This is a genomic window from Streptomyces sp. NPDC050448 (genome assembly GCF_040655295.1).
Lineage (GTDB): Bacteria > Actinomycetota > Actinomycetes > Streptomycetales > Streptomycetaceae > Streptomyces.
Genome location: NZ_JBFAJR010000021.1, coordinates 1 through 19,619 on the forward strand (window position 1 = coordinate 1; position 19,619 = coordinate 19,619).

Sequence of the window (19,619 nt, forward strand, 5' to 3'; positions counted from 1 at the left end):
TGCGCCCGGCCCGCCCGCCGCGTGCGGCCCGCCTGCCGTGCCCGCCGCACCTGCCGCGCTCGCTGCGCCCGGCCCGCTCGCTGCGCCCGGCCCGCTCGCCGTGCCCGGCCCGCCCGCCGCGTGCGGCCCGCCTGCCGTGCCCGCCGCACCTGCCGCGCTCGCTGCGCCCGGCCCGCTCGCCGTGCCCGGCCCGCTCGCTGCGTGCGGTACGCCTGCCGTGCCCGCCGCACCTGCCACGCCTGCCGTGCCCGCTGCCGCCGCCGCGTCCTCGGCGAGCGACCGCTCCGCCGCCCGCAGGAGCAGCTGGATGGAGGACAGGCCCTGCGCCAGGGTGTCGTGGATCTCGCGCGCCAGCCGCTCCCGCTCGGCCAGGATCCCGGCGTCGCGCTCGGCCGCGGCCAGCTCGGCCCGGGTGGCGATGAGCTCCTCGATCAGCTCGCGGCGGCGTTCGCTCTCGCGGTACAGCGCCTGGTAGCCCAGTACGGTCGCCACCGCCACGGCCCCGCCGAGCAGCGGTCCGAGGAAGGCCCCGGGCGTCACCGCGCTGCTGTGCGCGTGCGCCAGGAAACCGCCGATCGCCGTGCACGCGGTCAGCGCGACGGCCGCAAGGCCCCAGCGGAGCCGCAGCAGGTGCAGCTCCAGGAAGTACAGCGGGAAGGCGATCCACAGCCCGTCGGGGGAGACCACCAGCAGCCCCGCCCAGGCCGCGCCCAGCCCGGCCAGCCACACCGCCCCGGCGCGCGGCGAGCGGTGCACCGCGGGGGCCAGTACGCCGGCCACGTACACGGCGGCCAGCACCGCGCAGGCGGCGACCACCCATCCCGCGCGCGGCGCGGAGTCGGTGACGGCCCGTCCTGCGGCCAGCGCGAGCAGCCCGAACAGCAGCGCGTGCAGGCACAGGCGCAGGACGCGCGAGACGGGGGTGAGGGGGCGGGGAGCGAGGGATTCCGGATCAGCCATGGCCCGACCAGCCTAAGCGCGGGCCCGCCGCCCCCGGTCAATCGAAAGTTTGATGTCCGGATGCGTCCTTCGATACCAGGATCGCTACCGTGGCGCGATGCCCCCGGTCCACGCGGAAGACCAGGGTGGGGGTCATGTTCGTCGCATGGAGAGATCTACGGTTCGCGAAGGGCCGCTTCGCCCTCATGGGCTCGGTCGTACTGCTGATCACGCTGCTGGTCGGCCTGCTGTCCGGGCTCACCGCCGGCCTGGCCCGGGAGAATATCTCGGCCGTCACCGGCCTGCCCGCCACCCATCTGGCCTTCGCCGCGCCCACGGGGGACCAGAAGGTGTCCTTCACCAACTCCCAGGTGCCCGAGAAGGCCTGGCGGGCCTGGCGGGCGCAGCCCGGCGTGAAGTCGGCGGAGCCGCTCGGCATCCGCACCACCAACGCCGCGGCGGGTGAGCGCACCGCCGCCGTCTCCGTCTTCGGCGTCGACCCGGCCGGCCCCCTCCCCCCGCGCGGGAGCGGCCTCGCCCAGGGGAAGGCGGTACTCACCGAGAAGGCCGCGAAGGAGCTCGGCGGGCTCGGCGCCGGCGGCAAGCTGAAGATCGGCCCGCTCGAGCTGACCGTGGCCGCAGTCTCCGGCACCGCCGCCTACAGCCACACCCCGGTCGTCTGGACGGACCTGAACGACTGGCAGCGCATCGGCAACCCCGGCAGCTCCGTCGACACCCTCGCCACCGTGATCGCGCTCGACACCGCCGGTTCCGCCGACCTCGCCGCCGGCGACGAGGCCGCCGCCACCACGGCGCAGACCATCGACGAGGCGCTCGGCGCCATAGGGTCCTACCAGGCCGAGAACGGCTCGCTCCAGCTGATGCGCGGCTTCCTCTTCGTCATCTCCGCCCTGGTCATAGGGGCCTTCTTCACCGTCTGGACGATCCAGCGCAGCGGCGACATCGCCGTGCTGAAGGCATTGGGTGCCTCCACCCCGTACCTGCTGAAGGACGCGCTCGGCCAGGCCGTGGTCATGCTCGCGATCGGCACCGGGCTCGGTACGGCGCTCGCAGCCGGGTTCGGCGCGCTGATCAGCGGGGGCAACGTGCCCTTCGTCCTCGACACCGCGACCGTGCTGGTGCCCGCCGCGATCATGATCGTGCTCGGCGCGCTGGGCGCGGCCCTGTCCATCCGGCGGATCACCGCCGTCGACCCCCTGACCGCCCTCGGGAGCGCCCGATGACCCTTCTCGTGCACGACGTCACGCTCACCTACCCGGACGGCGAGAGCCGGCTCACCGCCCTCGACCGGGTCCGCCTCGAGGTGCCCGCCGGCACCCTGACCGCGGTGATCGGACCCTCCGGCTCCGGCAAGTCCAGCCTGCTGGCGGTCGCCGCCACCCTGGTCACCCCGGACTCCGGGCAGGTGGTGGTGGCCGGCCAGGACACCGCGAAGCTCGGCGCGGCCGAGAAGTCGGCCCTGCGCCGCGAGAAGATCGGGATCGTCTTCCAGCAGCCGAACCTGCTGGCCTCGCTCACCGCCGCCGAACAGCTCCAGGTGATGGCGCACCTCTCGGGCCGCCCCGCGCGGACGCTGCGCCGCCGCGCGCTGGAGCTGCTGGACGCGGTGGGCCTGGCCGACAAGGCCGACAAGCGCCCCCACCAGCTCTCCGGCGGCCAGCGCCAGCGCGTCAACATCGCCCGCGCCCTGATGAACGAGCCGGCCGTGCTCCTGGTCGACGAGCCCACGAGTGCCCTGGACCACGATCGCGGGGCGGCCGTCCTCGACCTGCTGGTCACCCTGACCCGAGAGCGCTCCACCGCGACCGTGCTGGTCACCCACGACCACGCCCACCTGGAGCGGATGGACCGGACGGCGACGATGACGGACGGCCGCCTGACGGAATCGGAGGCGCAGGAGGAGGCGGAAACGGAGCCGGAGCCGGTCCCGGCGGCCTGAGCGGCCGAGCCGCAGCCGTGCCGCGTACGCGAAGGCCCCAGCCCCTCACACCAGAGGGGCCGGGGCCTTGGTACGGACGGGGCCGGGGCCCGGGCCGGAACCTATGCGGGGTTCTGGCTCTGCAGGGCCACGGACAGGTCGGCCGCGACGTTCTGGAGGATCGGCACGATCGAGTCCGTAAGGGCCTCGGTCACGCGGCCGGCCGGACCCGAGATGGAGATCGCGGCGGCGGTCGGCGAGTTCGGCACCGACACGGCGAGGCAGCGGACTCCTATCTCCTGCTCGTTGTCGTCGACCGCGTAACCCACCTTGCGGACCTGCTCCAGAGCCTCCAGGAAGCCCTCGGGCGTGGTGATGGTCTTCTCGGTCGCGGCCGGCATCCCGGTGCGCGCCAGCAGGGCCCGTACCTCGTCGGCGGGAGTGTACGCGAGCAGTGCCTTGCCCACACCGGTGGAGTGCGGCAGCACCCGGCGGCCGACCTCGGTGAACATGCGCATGGAGTGCTTGGACGGCACCTGGGCGACGTAGACGATCTCGTCCCCGTCGAGCAGGGCCATGTTGGCCGTCTCGCCGGTCTCCTCGACCAGACGGGCGAGGTACGGCCGGGCCCAGGTCCCCAGCAGGCGCGACGCGGACTCGCCGAGGCGGATCAGCCGGGGGCCGAGGGAGTACCGTCGATTGGTCTGCTGCCGGACGTAGCCGCAGGCCACGAGGGTGCGCATGAGCCGGTGGATGGTCGGCAGCGGCAGACCGCTGGCGGTGGAGAGCTCGCTGAGGCCGACCTCGCCCCCGGCATCGGCCATGCGTTCGAGCAGATCGAAGGCGCGCTCCAGGGACTGGACGCCACCGCTGGCGGCGGTGGGCTTGGCGGAAGCGTCGGTGGTGCTGGCGCTGGACGTCGGCACGGCGCGGTCCTTTCGGTGCTGGCAGGCAAGGAAGCAGCCTACCGGTCGGTCGGCGTCGGCCCTAGAGCCGGGGCGAAGCCGTCCCCGCCGGTCAGAGGGGGTTTGTCCAGGGTGGTGGACGTCCTCCGGAAGTTACCCGCCCGCCCCCGGTGGTGATAGCTACATTCTGGATAGTGAAATCTTAATTCCATCTTGTGGAAACATCCAATTGCGACACCGGCGTGTCAGTGCTCTGTCCGGGCGCTCTTGACTGGCCCCGGATCGGCGGGAAGACTCCGTCAACAGAACGTTGAATTTCGCTCTGTGGAAGTAGATGGGGAGGTTCCGGCGTGTCCGACGACGTGGAACTGGTACTGCGCTCGACTCGCGTCATCACCCCCGGGGGGACGCGCGCCGCTTCGGTCGCCGTCGCCGCCGGGAAGATCGTCGCCGTACTGCCGCACGACGCCGAGGTACCGGCCGGCGCCCGGCTCGAGGACTTCGGCGACGACGTCCTGCTCCCCGGCCTGGTCGACACCCACGTGCACGTGAACGACCCGGGCCGCACCGAGTGGGAGGGCTTCTGGACGGCCACCCGCGCCGCCGCGGCCGGAGGCATCACCACCATCCTCGACATGCCCCTCAACTCCCTGCCGCCGACCACCACGGTCGGCAACCTCCGCGTCAAGCAGGAGGTCGCCCGGACCAAGGCGCACGTGGACGTCGGCTTCTGGGGCGGCGCCCTGCCGGACAACGTCAAGGACCTGCGCCCGCTGCACGACGCCGGCGTCTACGGCTTCAAGTGCTTCCTGTCGCCCTCCGGCGTGGACGAGTTCCCCGAGCTCGACCAGGAGCGGCTGGCGACCTCCCTCGCCGAGATCACCGGCTTCGGCGGCCTGATGATCGTGCACGCCGAGGACCCGCACCACCTGGACTCCGCGCCGGTCGTCCCGGGACCCAAGTACGCCGACTTCCTCGCCTCCCGCCCGCGCGACGCCGAGAACACCGCGATCGGCAATCTGATCGCCCAGGCGAAGCGGCTGAACGCGCGCGTCCACGTCCTGCACCTGTCCTCCTCCGACGCGCTGCCGCTGATCGCCGCGGCCAAGGCCGAGGGCGTCCGGATCACCGTCGAGTCCTGCCCGCACTACCTCACCCTCACGGCCGAGGAAGTGCCCGACGGCGCCAGCGAGTTCAAGTGCTGCCCGCCCATCCGCGAGGCCGCCAACCAGGACCTCCTGTGGGACGCGCTCGCCGACGGCACCATCGACTGCATCGTCTCCGACCACTCGCCCTCCACGTCGGACCTGAAGACGGACGACTTCGCCACCGCGTGGGGCGGCATCTCCTCCCTGCAGCTGGGCCTCCCCGCGATCTGGACCGAGGCGCGCCGCCGCGGCCGGACCCTGGAGGACGTCGTGCGCTGGATGTCCGCCGCCCCGGCCGCCCTCGCCGGCCTGGCGCAGAAGGGCGCGATCGAGGCCGGCCGCGACGCCGACTTCGCCGTGCTGGCGCCCGAAGAGACCTTCACCGTGGACCCCGCGCAACTGCACCACCGCAACCAGGTCACGGCGTACGCGGGCAAGACCCTGCACGGCGTCGTGAAGTCCACCTGGCTGCGCGGAACGCAGATCGCCGACCACGGCACCCCGACCGAGCCCACGGGCCTCCTCCTCGAAAGGCAGAACTGAAGTGGCACAGCGTTCAACTGGACTGGCCTCCTTCACCGGCAACGCGAACCCGTACGGAGGCGGCGACCCGTACGCGGACTACCGCACCGCGGACTTCCCCTTCACCCAGTACGCGAACCTCGCCGCCCGTGAGCTGGGCGCCGGTGTCATCGCCGCCAACGACGAGTTCTTCGCCCAGCGCGAGAACCTGCTGATCTCCGAGGCCGCGCACTTCGACCCCGAGGACTTCGGCCACAAGGGCAAGGTCATGGACGGCTGGGAGACCCGCCGCCGCCGCGGCGTCTGCGCCACCCAGCCCTGGCCGACGGCCGAGGACCACGACTGGGCGCTCGTACGCCTGGGCGCCCCCGGCGTGATCCGCGGCATCGTCGTCGACACCGCCCACTTCCGCGGCAACATGCCGCAGGCCGTCTCCATCGAGGCCACCAACTGGGAGGGTGCCCTCGCGCCGACCCCGGAGGAGCTCCAGGGCGCCGACGTGAAGTGGACGACCGTCGTCGCCCGCACGCCGGTCGGCGGCCACGCGGCCAACGGCTTCGAGGTCACCGCCGAGCAGCGCTTCACGCACCTGCGCGTCAACCAGCACCCCGACGGCGGCATCGCCCGCCTGCGCGTCTACGGCGAGGTCCTCCCGGACCCGAAGTGGCTCGCGTCGCTCGGCTCCTTCGACGTGGTCGCGCTGGAGAACGGCGGCTCGGTGCAGGACGCCTCCAACCGCTTCTACTCGCCGCCGACCAACACCATCAACCCGGGCCGCTCCCGCAAGATGGACGACGGCTGGGAGACCGCCCGCCGCCGCGACAACGGCAACGACTGGATCCGCTACCAGCTGGTGGCCGACTCCGAGATCCGCGCCGTCGAGATCGACACCGCGTACCTCAAGGGCAACTCGGCCGGCTGGGCCTCGCTGTCCGTCAAGTCCGGCGAGGAGGGCGAGTGGACGGAGTTCCTGCCGCGCACCCGCCTGCAGCCCGACACCAACCACCGCTTCGTGCTGGACACCCCGGCGGTCGGCACCCACGTCCGGATCGACATCTTCCCGGACGGCGGCTTCTCCCGCCTGCGCCTGTACGGCTCGCTGACGGAGGCCGGCGCGGCCGCGCTGACCACCCGTCACCAGGAGCTGGGCGGCTGACGCCGGCCAGGTGACTGCCCCGGGGGCCGACACCCCCGGGCCCGCGCAGCCCGACAGGGCGCACCGCAGGCGCGGCGCGCCCCGTCGGCGTGTCCGCAGGCCCCGCCGCGCAGACGCCGCAAGCCCCGCCGCAGGCCGCAAGTCCCGCCGCGCAGGCCGCAGGCCCCGCGGCCCGGAGCGGGAGCTACGCCGCGTGGCCGCCGTCCACCGCGAACTCGGCGCCCGTCACATAGGCGGCGTCCGGGCCCGCGAGGAAGGACACCAGGGCCGCCACCTCGCGCGCCGTGCCGAAGCGCCCGAGGGCCGTCAGCGCGCTCTGCGAGGCGGCGTGGGGGCCGTCCGCCGGGTTCAGGTCGGTGTCCACCGGGCCGGGGTGCACGAGGTTCGCGGTGATGCCCCGCCCGCCGAGCTCCCGGGCCAGCGCCTTGGTGAGGCCGGTCAGCGCGGCCTTGCTCATCGCGTACAGCGTGCCGCCCGGGCCGGGGACCCGCTGGACCATGCAGCTGCCGATGGTGACGATCCGGCCGCCGGAACCCATCCGCGCCGCCGCGGCCTGCGCGGTCAGGAACACCCCGCGCACGTTGACCGCCAGCACCCGGTCCACATCGGCCAGCGCCAAGCCGTCCAGCGGCCCGAGCACACCCACGCCCGCGTTGTTGACGAGAGCGTCGATCCGCCCCAGGCCCCGTACGGTCTCCTCCACCGCGGCGACCGCCTGCGCCGGGTCGCCCACATCGGCCCGCACGGCCAGGGCGCGCCGGCCGAGCGCCTCGATCCTGCCCGCGACCCCGGCGGCGGCCTCCGCGCCGTCGACGTAGGTGAGGGCGACGTCCAGGCCGTCCTCCGCCAGCCGCAGGGCGGTGGCCGCGCCGATCCCCCGGCTGCCGCCGGTCACCAGTGCCACCGTGCCGTTGCTCATGTCGTCTCCCTCTCTCGCCCGAAACTCGTTGCGGGTTCAATGAAACGGGGGGCGGGGAACGGGCGCTGGCGGGAATCGGACGTCGCGTTCGCGCGCGCCGCCCCGATGAGTTCCGGGGCGGCCGGGAGTCTGGACGGGTGCAGGAGAAACCGGACGCAAGGAGCGTAGAGCCATGGGCAAGCTGACCCTCACCACCTTCGTGACCCTCGACGGCGTGATGCAGGCCCCCGGCGCCCCGGAGGAGGACCCCAGCGGCGGGTTCCAGTACGGCGGCTGGCTGGTGCCGTTGCACGACGAGGGCACGGGGGCGTTCATCAACGAGCTGTTCGACCGGGCCGGGGCCTTCCTGCTCGGGCGCCGGACGTACGAGATCTTCGCCGGGTACTGGCCGAAGATGACCGACCCGACGGACCCGGTCGCGAGCCGGCTGAACGGCCTGCCGAAGTACGTCGCCTCGACCACGCTCAAGGAACCGGCCTGGGCCGGGACCACCGTCATCGACGGCGAGCAGCTGCAGAGCGAGATCATGCGGGTCAAGGACGCGCTGGAGGGGAGCCGGGAGCTCCAGGTGCACGGCAGCGGGGCGCTGGCCCAGTGGCTGCTGGCACGGGACCTCGTGGACGAGCTGAACCTGCTCGTGTTCCCCGTCTTCCTGGGCGCCGGGCGCCGGCTGTTCCCGACGGGCGGGCTGCCGACGGCCTGCGAGCTGACCGGCTCGCGCACGACGCCGAACGGCACGGCGATCCTCACCTACCGCCCGACGGGCCGCGCCACCTTCGGCTCCTTCCTCTGACACCGTGGCCGCCCGACGGGCCCGACGGGCCCGACGGGCCCGACCGGCCCGACCGGCCCGACGGGCCCGGGGGCCCGGGAGCCCGGGGGCCCGGGAGCCCGGGGAGGGCGGCCGCGGCCTCCCGGCCCCGGGGCTCCGGAGCGGCGGGCCCCGGTGAAATCGGTCGACCGTCATGATCGGCTCGGGTACGGTGAGCCGCGCCCCCGGGAGCCGCCGAAGTCTCCACCCGCTTGATGCCGCTGGAGAGTCCCTGGTGAGCACGTCCGCCCTCCCTGCACGCGCCGCCTCCCCCCGCCGGGCCTGGCACGCGGATCTGCCCGTCCTGGCCGTCGCCGTCGTCTGGGGCGGCAGCTATCTCGCCGCCAAGGGCATCACCACGGCCCACACCGTGATCGCCGTCCTCGTCCTGCGCTTCGCGCTCGTGCTGCCCGTGCTCGCCGTCGCCGGGTGGCAGCGGCTGCGGGCGCTCACCGCCGGCCAGCTGCGCGGCGCGGGACTGCTGGGGCTCGTACTCGGCGGGATCTTCCTGCTGGAGACCTACGGGGTCGTCCACACCTCCGCCACCAACGCCGGGCTGATCATCAGCCTGACCATGATCTTCACCCCGCTCGCCGAGGCCGCAGTACAGCGCAAGGCCCCCTCGGGTGCCTTCGTCGCGGCCGCCGCTGTCTCCGTCGCCGGCGTCGTCCTGCTCACCCAGGGCGCCGGGTTCACCGTCCCGGGCACCGGCGACCTGCTCATCCTCGGCGCGGCCCTCGCGCGCACGCTGCACGTGCTGCTGATGGCGCGGATCAAGGCCGTCCAGGGCGCCGACTCGCTGTCGCTGACCACCGTCCAGCTCGGCGGCGCCGTCCTCGTCTTCGCCGTGCTGGCCGCCGTGCCCGGGACCGGCGACAGCCCCTGGGCGGCCGCCGCCGGCTTCGGGGCCGCCGAGTGGGCCGGGCTCGCCTTCCTCTCCGTGTTCTGCACCCTCTTCGCCTTCTTCGTGCAGATGTGGGCCGTACGCCGCTCCTCACCCTCCCGGGTCAGCCTGCTGCTCGGCACCGAACCGCTGTGGGCGGCCGCCGCCGGCATCGCCATCGGCGGCGAACACCTCGGCCCGGCCGGCTTCGCGGGCGCCGCACTCGTCCTCGGAGGCACCGCCTGGGGCCGCCGCGCCGTGGCCGGATGATCTTGCACGAGTGACCGAAAAACGCCCGGTCCAGCGCTGAACCGCCCCACTAATGTGACTGCATGCCACAACCGGACATCAGCGCGAACGACGCGGACTTCCACGCAGACCCCTACTCCTTCTACGCCCGGCTGCGCGCGGCGGGACCGGTGCACCACGTCGAGGTCACGGCCGCCGAGTACGCGCCCACCCTGCTGGTCGTCGGCTACGAAGAGGCCCGCCAGGCCCTCAACCATCCCGGTCTGTCGAAGGACTGGAGCAGCAGCGGAGTCCTGCCGGGCGTCAAGGCCACCGTCGCCAACAGCAACATGCTGGAGACCGACCCGCCGCAGCACACCCGGCTGCGCCGGCTGGTCGCCCGCGAGTTCACCGCCCGCCGCGTGCAGGCCATGCGCCCCCGCGTCCAGCAGATCACCGACGAACTGCTCGACGCGATGGCCGCACGCCCGCAGCGCACCGGCGACCTGATCAAGGCCCTCGCCTTCCCGCTGCCCATGACCGTCATCGGTGAACTCCTCGGAGTCCCCGACCTGGACCGCGAGCGCTTCAGCTACTGGTCCAAGGAGGTCCTCGCGCCCACCTCCCTCACCCCGAGCACCACCGCGCACCAGAAACTCGGCGAATACCTCACTGAGCTCGTCGAGGCCAAGGCCGAGGACCCGGGCGAGGACCTGCTCAGCGCCCTCATCCGGACCCGGGACGAGGACGGCGACGCGCTGTCCTCCGAAGAGCTGATCGGGATGGCCTTCCTGCTGCTGATCGCCGGCCACGAGACCACCGTCAACCTCATCTCCAACGGCACGCGCGCCCTGCTGGCCCACCCGGACCAGCTGGCCGCCCTGCGCGCCGACTACGACGGCCTGCTCGACGGCGCGATCGAGGAGATGCTCCGCTACGACGGCCCGGTGCAGAACACCACCTACCGCTACGCCCGCGAGGACATGGAGATCGGCGGCACCGCCATCCCGGCCGGAGCCACCGTCCTCGTCTCGCTGGCCGGAGCGGACCGCGACCCCGAGCGGTACGAGAACCCCGACACGTTCGACATCCGGCGCGCCCCTCAGGGCCACCTCGCCTTCGGGCACGGACTGCACTTCTGCATCGGCGCCCCGCTCGCCCGGATGGAGGGCCGCATCGCGATCCGCGGCCTGCTGGAGCGCTTCCCGGACCTGGCCGAGGACCCGGCCGGGGATCCGCCGACCTGGATCGGGGCCAGCCTGATCCGGGGCGTGACCCGACTGCCGGTGCGCTGGTAAGCGCCGCCGTGGCCCGTCCCCCCTCACCCCTGCCGCAGCCCGCGCCGCCGCAGCCCTCACAGGTCCGGGAGTTCCGCCATCCGGACCGGGCGCCGCTCCCGTCGCGACAGCTCGCACGCCTCCGCGATCCGCAGCGCGGCCAGCGCCTCCCGGCCGTCGCACGGGTTGGAGCCCTCGCCGCGCACCAGCCGGACGAAGGCCGCCAGCTCCGCCTCGTACGCGGGGGCGAACCGCTCCAGGAACCCCGCCCACGGCTTGCTCGCCGGGGGCGGGCCGTGCGGTTCGGTCGAGGCGATCGGCGTGCGGTCGTCCAGCCCGGAGGAGACCTGGTCGAGCTCCCCGGCCAGCTCCATCCGCACGTCGTACCCGGCGCCGTTGCACCGGGTGCCCGTACAGGTGGCCAGGGTCCCGTCGTCCAGGGTGAGGACGGCGATACCGGTGTCCACGTCGCCGACCTCCCGGAACAGCGGCGGACCCGCGTCGGAGCCGGTCGCGTAGACCTCCGTCACCTCGTGCCCGGTCACCCAGCGGACCATGTCGAAGTCGTGCACCAGGCAGTCCCGGTACAGGCCTCCGGACGTCGCCAGGTACGCGGCGGGCGGCGGCGCCGGATCGGCGGTCATCGTCCGTACCGTGTGCACCCGGCCCAGGGCTCCGGAGCGCACCAGCTCCCGCGCGGTGCGGCAGCCCGCGTCGAAGCGGCGCATGAAGCCCAGCTGGAGCACCCCGTCCGCGGCGGTCACCTCGCGCAGCACGGCCAGCGTCCGGGCGAGATCGGTGGCCAGGGGCTTCTCGCAGAACACCGGGAGGCCGCCGCGGATCGCCCGCAGGACCAACTCCGCGTGCCCGTCGGTGGCGCAGGCCACGACCACGGCGTCCACACCCCACGTGAAGACCTGCTCCACGGAAGGCGCGGCGGTCGCCCCCAGCCGGTCGGCGACCCGTGCCGCCCGCGCGGGATCGGCGTCGGCGAGCAGCAGCGAGCCGGCGTCCGGGCGGCGGGCCAGTGCCGCCGCGTGGAAGGAGCCGATCCGGCCCGTTCCGATCACCCCGATGCGCATGCACTCAACCTGACCCCGTCGGGGTTGGCTGTCAATCTGCCCGACCGTACCCATCTGACCCAGATGGCCTCGAAGCCCCCGATGACCGCACATGGTCCACTGTGGCGGATACTGAGCGGCTGGAACCGTAATGACCGCTTTGACAACAGCAGCATGCAGGACGAAGGAAGGGCACGCAGACGTGGCTAGGGTTCGGACAGGGGTACGCGTCGTGGGCGCCGTGCTCGCGGCGGTACTGGGAGCCTCCCTCGTGGGCTGCAGCAGTACGGGCGGCAAGCGTGCCGAGGACCGGGCGAAGGCCGCCCAGGCGGGCCGGCCCGCCGTGTCCACCCCGCGCTGGACCTTCGCGATGGTCACCCACGCGGGCGACGGCGACACCTTCTGGGACATCGTCCAGAAGGGGGCCAAGGAAGCCGCGGCGAAGGACAACATCAACTTCGTCTACGCCCACGACGACCAGGCGCAGCAGCAGGCCCAGTTCGTGCAGAACGCCATCGACCAGAAGGTCGACGGGATCGTGGTGAGCCTGGCCAAGCCCGAGGCGCTCAAGGACGTCATCGTCAAGGCCGTCAAGGCCGGCATCCCGGTGATCACGGTCAATTCCGGATCCGCGCAGTCCGCCGAGTACGGCGCCCTCACCCACATCGGCCAGGACGAGCAGATCGCCGGCGAGGCGGTCGGCACCGAGCTGGCCAAGCGCGGGAAGAAGAAGGCCGTCTGCGTCCTGCACGAGCAGGGCAACGTGGGCCACGAGCAGCGCTGCGCCGGGGCGAAGAGGACCTTCGGCGGGTCCGGCGGGGTCATGGAGAACCTGTACGTCGAGGGCACCAACATGCCCTCCGTCCAGGCGGCCATCCAGGCGAAGCTCCAGGCCGACCCGTCCGTCGACGCGATCGTCACCCTCGGTGCCCCCTTCGCCCCGACCGCGGTCAAGGCGAAGGACGCGGCGGGCAGCAAGGCCGAGGTCGACACCTTCGACCTCAACGAGTCCGTCGCCCGCGACCTCAAGTCCGGCGCCCTCGGTTTCGCCGTCGACCAGCAGCCCTACCTCCAGGGCTACGAGGCCATCGACCTGCTCTGGCTGTACCGCTACAACGCGAACGTGCTCGGCGGCGGCCGCCCGGTGCTCACCGGACCGCAGATCGTGACGGCCGCCGAGGCGGGCAAGCTGGAGGAGTTCATCAAGCGGGGCAGCCGATGAGCACGGCAACGGCCGTCGACGAGCGGCTCGCCCCCACCTCCCTGGTCCGCAAGCTGCTGGGCCGCCCCGAGCTGGGCGCGGTCGTCGGCGCGGCCGCCCTCTTCGTCTTCTTCTCCTTCGCCGCCCCCAGCTTCCTGCAGGCCTCCAGCCTGAGCACGATCCTGTACTCGGCCTCCACCATCGGGATCATGGCGGCCCCGGTGGCCCTGCTGATGATCGGCGGCGAGTTCGACCTCTCCGCCGGCGTCATGGTCACCACCTCGGCGCTGGTCAGCTCGATGTTCAGCTACCAGATGACCGCCAACGTGTGGGTGGGCGTCGGGGTGTCCCTGCTGGTCACCCTGGCCATCGGCTTCTTCAACGGGCTCATGCTGACCCGCACGAAGCTGCCGAGCTTCATCATCACGCTCGGCACCTTCCTGATGCTCACGGGCCTGAACCTCGGCTTCACCAAACTGATCAGCGGCACCGTCTCCACCAAGAGCATCGCCGACATGGAGGGCTTCGCCTCCGCCAGGGCGCTCTTCGCCTCGCAGTGGAACACCGGCTCGGTCACGCTCAAGGTCACCATCCTGTGGTGGCTGGCCGTGGTCGCCGTCGCCACCTGGATCCTGCTGCGCACCCGCGCGGGGAACTGGATCTTCGCGGTCGGCGGCGGCGCGGACGCGGCGCGCGCGACCGGCGTCCCGGTCGTCAAGACCCGCATCGGCCTCTACATGGGCGTCGCCCTGTGCGCCTGGATCTCCGGGCAGCACCTCCTCTTCTCGTTCGACGTGGTCCAGTCGGGCGAGGGCGTGGGCAACGAGTTCCTGTACATCATCGCGGCCGTCATCGGCGGCTGCCTGATGACCGGCGGCTACGGCTCCGCCATCGGCTCGGCGGTCGGCGCCTTCATCTTCGGCATGGCCAGCAACGGCATCGTGTACGCGCAGTGGAACCCGGACTGGTTCAAGTTCTTCCTCGGCGCGATGCTCCTGCTGGCCACGCTGCTCAACGCATGGGTCCGCAAGCGGGCGGAGGCGAAGTGATGACCGAGAACGTGTCCGCGACCGCGAACCGGAAGACTCCCGCGTCGGCGCTCGTGAAGATGACCGACGTCAGCAAGTTCTACGGCAACATCCGCGCACTCCAGGGCGTGTCCCTCGAGGTCCACGCCGGCGAGATCACCTGTGTCCTCGGCGACAACGGCGCCGGCAAGTCCACCCTCATCAAGATCATCGCGGGGCTGCACCGGCACGACGCCGGCCGCCTCGAGATCGAGGGCGAGGAGAGCGCGCTCGCCAACCCGCGCGCCGCCCTCGACCACGGCATCGCCACCGTCTACCAGGACCTGGCCGTCGTCCCGCTCATGCCCGTGTGGCGGAACTTCTTCCTCGGCTCCGAGCCCACCAAGGGCCGCGGCCCCCTCCGCCGCCTCGACGCGGAGTTCATGCGGACGACCACCCGCGCCGAGCTGCTGCGCATGGGCATCGACCTGCGCGACGTCGACCAGCCGATCGGCACCCTGTCCGGCGGCGAACGGCAGTGCGTGGCCATCGCCCGCGCCGTCTACTTCGGCGCGAAGGTCCTCGTCCTCGACGAGCCCACCGCCGCCCTCGGCGTGAAGCAGTCCGGCGTGGTCCTCAAGTACGTCGCCGCAGCCCGCGACGCGGGCCTCGGCGTGGTCCTGATCACGCACAACCCGCACCACGCCTACCTGGTGGGGGACCGGTTCGTGCTGCTCAAGCGCGGCACCATGGCCGGCAGCCACACCCGCGACTCGATCTCCCTGGACGAGCTGACCCGGCAGATGGCGGGCGGCTCCGAGCTGGACGAGCTGAGCCACGAACTGGAGCGGGTGGCAGAATCAGGACCGGACCACCCGTCCGGAGCAGTCGATCCGGCATCCGGCACCACCGCACCCTGAGGGACGACACGACTCGATGAGCACGTACCGGGACTTCACGCTCACCCACCGGGGGTCGGCGCGAGGCACCGTCCTGCGGACCATAGGGACCCGTGAGCGCCGGTCGCACCTGACCGCCCCCCGCGTCCCGACCGTCGGCATCGACATCGGCGGCACCAAGGTGATGGCCGGCGTCGTCGACGCCGACGGGATCATCCTGGAGAAGATCCGGACCGAGACCCCCGACAAGTCCAAGAGCCCCAAGGTCGTCGAGGACACCATCGTCGAGCTGGTGCTCGACCTGTCCGACCGGCACGACGTCCACGCCGTCGGCATCGGCGCGGCCGGGTGGGTCGACGCCGACCGCTCCCGCGTCCTGTTCGCACCGCACCTGGCCTGGCGCGACGAGCCGCTGCGCGACGCGCTGCAGTCCCGGCTCGCGGTCCCGGTCATGGTGGACAACGATGCCAACACCGCCGCCTGGGCGGAGTGGCGCTTCGGCGCCGGGCGCGGCGAGGACCACCTCGTCATGATCACGCTCGGCACCGGCATCGGCGGCGCCATCCTCGAGGGCGGCCAGGTCAAGCGCGGCCGCTTCGGGGTCGCCGGCGAGTTCGGCCACATGCAGGTCGTCCCGGGCGGCCACCGGTGCCCGTGCGGCAACCGCGGCTGCTGGGAGCAGTACAGCTCCGGCAACGCCCTGGTCCGCGAGGCCCGCGAGCTGGCCGCCGCCGACTCCCCGGTCGCGTACAACATCATCGCCAAGGTGGGCGGCAACGTCTCGGAGATCACCGGGCCGCTCATCACCGAGCTGGCCCGCGAGGGCGACGCCATGTGCGTCGAGCTCCTCCAGGACATCGGCCAGTGGCTCGGCGTGGGCATCGCCAACCTCGCGGCCGCCCTCGACCCCTCCTGCTTCGTCATCGGCGGCGGCGTCAGCGCCGCCCACGACCTGCTGATCGGCCCCGCCCGGGACGCCTTCCGGCGCCACCTCACCGGCCGCGGCTACCGGCCCGAGGCCCGCATCGCCAAGGCCCAGCTCGGCCCCGAGGCCGGTATGGTCGGGGCCGCCGACCTGGCCCGGCTCGTCGCCCGCCGCTTCCGCCGCGCCACGCGCCGCCGCGTCGAGCGGTACGAACGGTACGAGCGCTACGCGCAGCAGCTGGGCCGGCGCGACACCACCGGCCCCGAGGACCAGGAACCGAAAGCGTGAATCCGACCACCCTGCCCCGCCAGGCCTGCGCACCCGACGAGGGCGGTACGCCGCAGCCCGCCGCCGAGGACCGCAGGCACGTCGTCCGGCGCCGCTGGATCACGGCGATCATCATCCTGCTGCTGGTCGGCGTGCCCGCGGGCTACCTCGCCGTATCCGCCCAGCAGAGCCGCGAGAGCGGCCGCGACAAGGCCGCCAAGGTCGGCGCGGTCAAGGTGCGCCCGGGCTGGCCCTCCACGGTGCAGCGCAGCATCTACGAGGTGCCGATCCCGCCGAAGGCCTGGCGGGTCGGGTTCCTGGAGACCAACAACTGGCGCACCAGCCGGCTGTACGTGCAGTTCGCGGTCACCCCCGCCGACCTGGACGCCTTCCTGGCCGACGTCGGCACCAGCCGTTCCGCGCTGACCCGCGAGGTCTCCGTCGGTGCGCACGACGCCGCGATCGCGGGCTGGAGCTGGGGCCCGCAGAACACCTGGTACGGCACCACCCTGGAGCAGCCGAACCCACGCCCGACCCGGGACGTCACGGTCGACCTCACGGACCCGGCCAAGCCCAGGGTCTACGTGGTGTCCACGGCGACCCCGTAGCCCGCCCGCCAAGCGGCGGCGGAGCGGCCCGGCCCGCGCCAGTGCCGTGCCGGACGTCGCGGGCCGGTGAACCCTTCCGGTCACAGCACTAGCCTGGGATCATGAAGCTCACCAAGCGGCTGCACTCCTGTGTCCAACTCGAGAAGGACGGGCGTGTGCTCGTCATCGACCCGGGCGCCTTCAGCGAGCCCGACGCGGGGCTCGGGGCGGACGCCCTGCTCGTCACGCACGAGCACCCCGACCACTTCGACGAGGGCCGGCTGCGGGCCGCCCTCGACGCCGATCCCGCCGCCGCGCTGTGGACGCTGCGCAGCGTCGCGGAGCGGCTGGCCCCGGCCTATCCGGGCCGGGTGCACACCGTCGGCCACGGGGACGCCTTCACCGCCGCCGGCTTCGAGGTCCAGGTGCACGGCGAGCTGCACGCCGTGGTCCACCCGGACATCCCGCGGGTCACCAATGTCGGCTACCTGGTGGAGGGTTCGCTCTTCCACCCCGGTGACGCGCTGACCGTGCCCGAGGTGCCCGTGGACACCCTGATGCTCCCGGTGCACGCGCCGTGGAACAAGGTCAGCGAGGTGATCGACTACCTGCGCGAGGTCAAGCCGCGCCGGGCCATCGACATCCACGACGCCTACCTCTCGGACATCGCCCGGCCGATCTACGACTACGCCCTGGACGCGCTGGGCGGTACGGACCACGGACGGCTCGCCGCCGGGGACGCCGCCGAACTGTGACTGTCGGTGCCGGGCGGTAGGTTGGACGGCATGCGTATCGCCACGTTCAACGTCAACTCGATCACCGCCCGGCTGCCGCGCCTGCTGGCCTGGCTGGAGAGCTCCGGCACGGATGTCGTGTGCATCCAGGAGACCAAGTGCTCCGCGGAGCAGTTTCCGTACGCGGAGCTGCGCGAGCTGGGCTACGAGGCGGCCGTCAACGCCACCGGCAGGTGGAACGGGGTGGCCCTGATCTCCAAGGCCGGCCTGGAGGACGTGGTCACGGGCCTGCCCGGCGGCCCCGACTACGAGGGCGTCCAGGAGCCCCGGGCGATCTCCGCCACCTGCGGCGGGGTGCGCCTGTGGTCGGTGTACGTGCCGAACGGGCGCGAGGTCGAGCACGACCACTACGGCTACAAGCTGGACTGGTTCCGCTCGCTGACCACCGCCGTCGCCGAAGACGCGGCCGGCCCGCGCCCGTTCGCCGTGCTCGGCGACTTCAATGTGGCCCCCACCGACGAGGACGTCTACGACCCGTCGGTCTTCGAGGGCCTGACCCACGTGACCCCCGCCGAGCGCGCCGCCCTGGAGGCACTGCGTGCCGCCGGGCTCTCCGATGTGCTGCCGCGTCCGCTCAAGTACGACCGCCCGTACACGTACTGGGACTACCGCCAGCTCGCCTTCCCCAAGAACCGGGGCATGCGCATCGACCTGGTCTACGGGAACGAGCCCTTCACGAAGGCCGTCACCGACGCCTACGTCGACCGCGAGGAGCGCAAGGGCAAGGGCGCCTCGGACCACGCGCCGGTGGTGGTCGACCTGGCGCTGGACGCGTAGCCGGGCGCGAACGGATCCCGCGCGCCCTGTGGCCACCGCGGGTTCCTGGTGCCAGGCTGGTCGGTATGAACATCCCCTTCCTGGACAACTGGCTGAACCGGCACGAAACGGAACGGGGTGCGGGGCTCGCCGCCGCCCTCGCGGACGACCCCGAGTGCGTCAACGAGTTGTTCTCGGAATGCCAGATGCTGCGCGCCCACGCGCGGGCGGCCGGGCTGGAACTCGACGAGAGCCCGGCCTCGTTGGCGGCGATCGACCAGCTGATGCCCCGCTGGCGCCGGGACCCCGAGGTCGTGCCCTGGCTCGGCAACGACGCGGGCCTCTACCTCGGGACCGTGATCATTCGGACCAAGCTGGGCTCCGCCTGGCAGGTGTGGCCCAACGGCCAGCCGGTGATCCGGCTGACCTCGGGCCGCGAGCTGAACGTGGTGGAGTCGGGGGTGTCCTGGGCGATGACCGGATCCCCCGAGCTCTCCCAGGCCTACGCCGAGGCCTCCGAGGGCTGAGCTCCCCGCCCACCGTCAGGCGACCACGCCGCCCCGGTGCGCCGGAAGCACCCCCTGAGCGGGCGCGCCCACAGGCCGCTCCGTGCTGGTGGAGTAGGCCATCCCGCTCAGGTTCAAGGAGGTCGGGCCGCCGAACTCGTTGCGTGCGACGATGTACGGCTTGCCCTCGGCCGCCACGGATTCCGTGATGGTGCCGCCCCCGGCCCCGGGCGTCTTGAAGACGGCCACGGGCCGCGTGTCGACGTGCGACGCGGAGTCCAGGACGGTGGCCGAGCGGTCGAGCGCGAACGGGGCCATCGGGCGAGACGCCTCGCACACGGCGGTGACCGGGCGTATCAGCGGGTCGGACGCCTCGAAGTCGGCCCAGCTGCCGCGCAGCCGGTCCCGCTCGCCGGGCTCCTGGAACACGCTCTCCAGGTAGCCGTCGTCGCCCTTGATGTACACCCGGGCCCCGACCACGAGCACATGGGCCGCTCCCGCCCTGGGGAAGATCAGCTCCCCCTCGCAGTTGCCCTGGGCGTCGATGAAGAGGCGCCCTTGCACGGAGCGCCCGTCCTCCAGTTTCAGGGACGCCGTCACGGTCGCCGAACGCACCCGCTCGGTCGCCTTGCGGGACTTGTCGAAGACCTCGGCGGCCGTCGGTGCGGAGGATCCGCATGCCGTGACGGCGAGCGAAGCGGTGCAGACGAGCATGGGCAGGGCGAAGCGGCTGGTGCGGATGATGTCCCCCGGTGTTGACGTGTACGAGGAGGTTACACAGCCGTGCATCCCGGGATCTGACAGGCCGTTTCATCAGCGCGTGGGCTTTATGCCGCCTTTAGGCGTGTCGAGGCGAACGGGTCTTGCGCGGCTGGATAGTTTGCGCTGA

General features: G+C 72.6%; 20 protein-coding genes. 15 read left to right on the top strand and 5 right to left on the bottom strand.

All coding sequences use genetic code 11. The features are described from left to right. The coding region (locus AB0I68_RS23460; RefSeq protein WP_363179306.1) for a histidine kinase at nucleotides 1-960 on the bottom strand (960 nt) is incomplete at its 3' end. A gap of 134 nt (nucleotides 961-1,094) precedes the next feature. Between AB0I68_RS23460 and AB0I68_RS23465 the strand changes: the two genes are divergently transcribed. Both AB0I68_RS23465 and AB0I68_RS23470 read left to right on the top strand, forming a co-directional pair. Beyond that, complete coding sequence (locus tag AB0I68_RS23465) at nucleotides 1,095-2,183, top strand: ABC transporter permease (protein ID WP_363179307.1); 1,089 nt, start codon at nucleotides 1,095-1,097, stop codon at nucleotides 2,181-2,183. Next, on the top strand, nucleotides 2,180-2,899 hold the full coding sequence (locus AB0I68_RS23470) for an ABC transporter ATP-binding protein (RefSeq protein ID WP_363179308.1): 720 nt from the start codon (nucleotides 2,180-2,182) through the stop codon (nucleotides 2,897-2,899). The genes AB0I68_RS23465 and AB0I68_RS23470 overlap by 4 nt, the downstream gene beginning before the upstream one ends. Before the next feature lie 101 nt (nucleotides 2,900-3,000). Here AB0I68_RS23470 and AB0I68_RS23475 read toward each other — a convergent pair whose 3' ends face one another. After that, on the bottom strand, nucleotides 3,001-3,804 hold the full coding sequence (locus AB0I68_RS23475) for an IclR family transcriptional regulator (protein WP_363179309.1): 804 nt from the start codon (nucleotides 3,802-3,804) through the stop codon (nucleotides 3,001-3,003). 329 nt (nucleotides 3,805-4,133) lie between these two features. Between AB0I68_RS23475 and allB the strand changes: the two genes are divergently transcribed. Together allB and alc are read left to right on the top strand one after the other, a co-directional pair. Then, nucleotides 4,134-5,474 (top strand): allantoinase AllB, encoded by a 1,341-nt coding sequence (gene allB, locus AB0I68_RS23480; protein WP_363179310.1) that lies wholly within the window; start codon nucleotides 4,134-4,136, stop codon nucleotides 5,472-5,474. Nucleotide 5,475: 1 nt separating this feature from the next. Further along, nucleotides 5,476-6,609: an allantoicase gene (gene alc, locus AB0I68_RS23485; RefSeq protein WP_363179311.1), complete on the top strand. Its 1,134-nt coding sequence runs from the start codon at nucleotides 5,476-5,478 to the stop codon at nucleotides 6,607-6,609. A 184-nt stretch (nucleotides 6,610-6,793) separates the two neighbouring features. Here alc and AB0I68_RS23490 read toward each other — a convergent pair whose 3' ends face one another. After that, nucleotides 6,794-7,528: an SDR family oxidoreductase gene (locus AB0I68_RS23490; RefSeq protein WP_363179312.1), complete on the bottom strand. Its 735-nt coding sequence runs from the start codon at nucleotides 7,526-7,528 to the stop codon at nucleotides 6,794-6,796. A gap of 172 nt (nucleotides 7,529-7,700) precedes the next feature. Between AB0I68_RS23490 and AB0I68_RS23495 the strand changes: the two genes are divergently transcribed. From AB0I68_RS23495 to AB0I68_RS23505, 3 genes are all read left to right on the top strand, one after another. Continuing rightward, the gene (locus AB0I68_RS23495; RefSeq protein WP_363179313.1) at nucleotides 7,701-8,321 is read left to right on the top strand and encodes a dihydrofolate reductase family protein; all 621 of its coding nucleotides are present in this window, start codon (nucleotides 7,701-7,703) and stop codon (nucleotides 8,319-8,321) included. Between the two features lie 253 nt (nucleotides 8,322-8,574). After that, a complete protein-coding gene (locus AB0I68_RS23500) occupies nucleotides 8,575-9,492 on the top strand; it encodes a DMT family transporter (protein ID WP_363179314.1) in 918 nt (305 codons plus the stop codon). Nucleotides 9,493-9,554: 62 nt separating this feature from the next. Further along, nucleotides 9,555-10,748 (top strand): cytochrome P450, encoded by a 1,194-nt coding sequence (locus tag AB0I68_RS23505; RefSeq protein WP_363179315.1) that lies wholly within the window; start codon nucleotides 9,555-9,557, stop codon nucleotides 10,746-10,748. Nucleotides 10,749-10,804: 56 nt separating this feature from the next. Here AB0I68_RS23505 and AB0I68_RS23510 read toward each other — a convergent pair whose 3' ends face one another. Further along, nucleotides 10,805-11,809 carry a Gfo/Idh/MocA family oxidoreductase gene (locus tag AB0I68_RS23510; protein WP_363179316.1) on the bottom strand — a complete coding sequence of 335 codons (1,005 nt, stop codon included), beginning with the start codon at nucleotides 11,807-11,809 and terminating at the stop codon, nucleotides 10,805-10,807. Between the two features lie 211 nt (nucleotides 11,810-12,020). Between AB0I68_RS23510 and AB0I68_RS23515 the strand changes: the two genes are divergently transcribed. From AB0I68_RS23515 to AB0I68_RS23550, 8 genes are all read left to right on the top strand, one after another. Continuing rightward, nucleotides 12,021-13,010 carry a sugar ABC transporter substrate-binding protein gene (locus AB0I68_RS23515; protein WP_363179317.1) on the top strand — a complete coding sequence of 330 codons (990 nt, stop codon included), beginning with the start codon at nucleotides 12,021-12,023 and terminating at the stop codon, nucleotides 13,008-13,010. Further along, on the top strand, nucleotides 13,007-14,038 hold the full coding sequence (locus tag AB0I68_RS23520; RefSeq protein WP_363179318.1) for an ABC transporter permease: 1,032 nt from the start codon (nucleotides 13,007-13,009) through the stop codon (nucleotides 14,036-14,038). The genes AB0I68_RS23515 and AB0I68_RS23520 overlap by 4 nt, the downstream gene beginning before the upstream one ends. Next, nucleotides 14,038-14,916 (top strand): ATP-binding cassette domain-containing protein, encoded by an 879-nt coding sequence (locus AB0I68_RS23525; RefSeq protein WP_363179319.1) that lies wholly within the window; start codon nucleotides 14,038-14,040, stop codon nucleotides 14,914-14,916. The genes AB0I68_RS23520 and AB0I68_RS23525 overlap by 1 nt, the downstream gene beginning before the upstream one ends. A 16-nt stretch (nucleotides 14,917-14,932) precedes the next feature. Next, nucleotides 14,933-16,108 (top strand): ROK family glucokinase, encoded by a 1,176-nt coding sequence (locus AB0I68_RS23530; RefSeq protein ID WP_363179320.1) that lies wholly within the window; start codon nucleotides 14,933-14,935, stop codon nucleotides 16,106-16,108. Next, nucleotides 16,105-16,695: a hypothetical protein gene (locus tag AB0I68_RS23535; protein ID WP_363179321.1), complete on the top strand. Its 591-nt coding sequence runs from the start codon at nucleotides 16,105-16,107 to the stop codon at nucleotides 16,693-16,695. Before AB0I68_RS23530 ends, AB0I68_RS23535 begins: the two co-directional genes overlap by 4 nt. A 101-nt stretch (nucleotides 16,696-16,796) precedes the next feature. After that, a complete protein-coding gene (locus AB0I68_RS23540) occupies nucleotides 16,797-17,429 on the top strand; it encodes an MBL fold metallo-hydrolase (RefSeq protein ID WP_363179322.1) in 633 nt (210 codons plus the stop codon). Nucleotides 17,430-17,459: 30 nt separating this feature from the next. Beyond that, nucleotides 17,460-18,245 (top strand): exodeoxyribonuclease III, encoded by a 786-nt coding sequence (locus tag AB0I68_RS23545; protein WP_363179323.1) that lies wholly within the window; start codon nucleotides 17,460-17,462, stop codon nucleotides 18,243-18,245. Nucleotides 18,246-18,310: 65 nt separating this feature from the next. Beyond that, entirely contained in the window at nucleotides 18,311-18,751 is a 441-nt protein-coding gene (locus tag AB0I68_RS23550) for a DUF6278 family protein (protein ID WP_363179324.1), read from the top strand. A 15-nt stretch (nucleotides 18,752-18,766) separates the two neighbouring features. On the opposite strand, the gene AB0I68_RS23555 is transcribed toward AB0I68_RS23550, so the two are convergent. Further along, nucleotides 18,767-19,519, bottom strand: coding sequence for a hypothetical protein (locus tag AB0I68_RS23555; protein WP_363179325.1), 753 nt, complete (start codon nucleotides 19,517-19,519; stop codon nucleotides 18,767-18,769). Nucleotides 19,520-19,619: the final 100 nt, after the last annotated feature.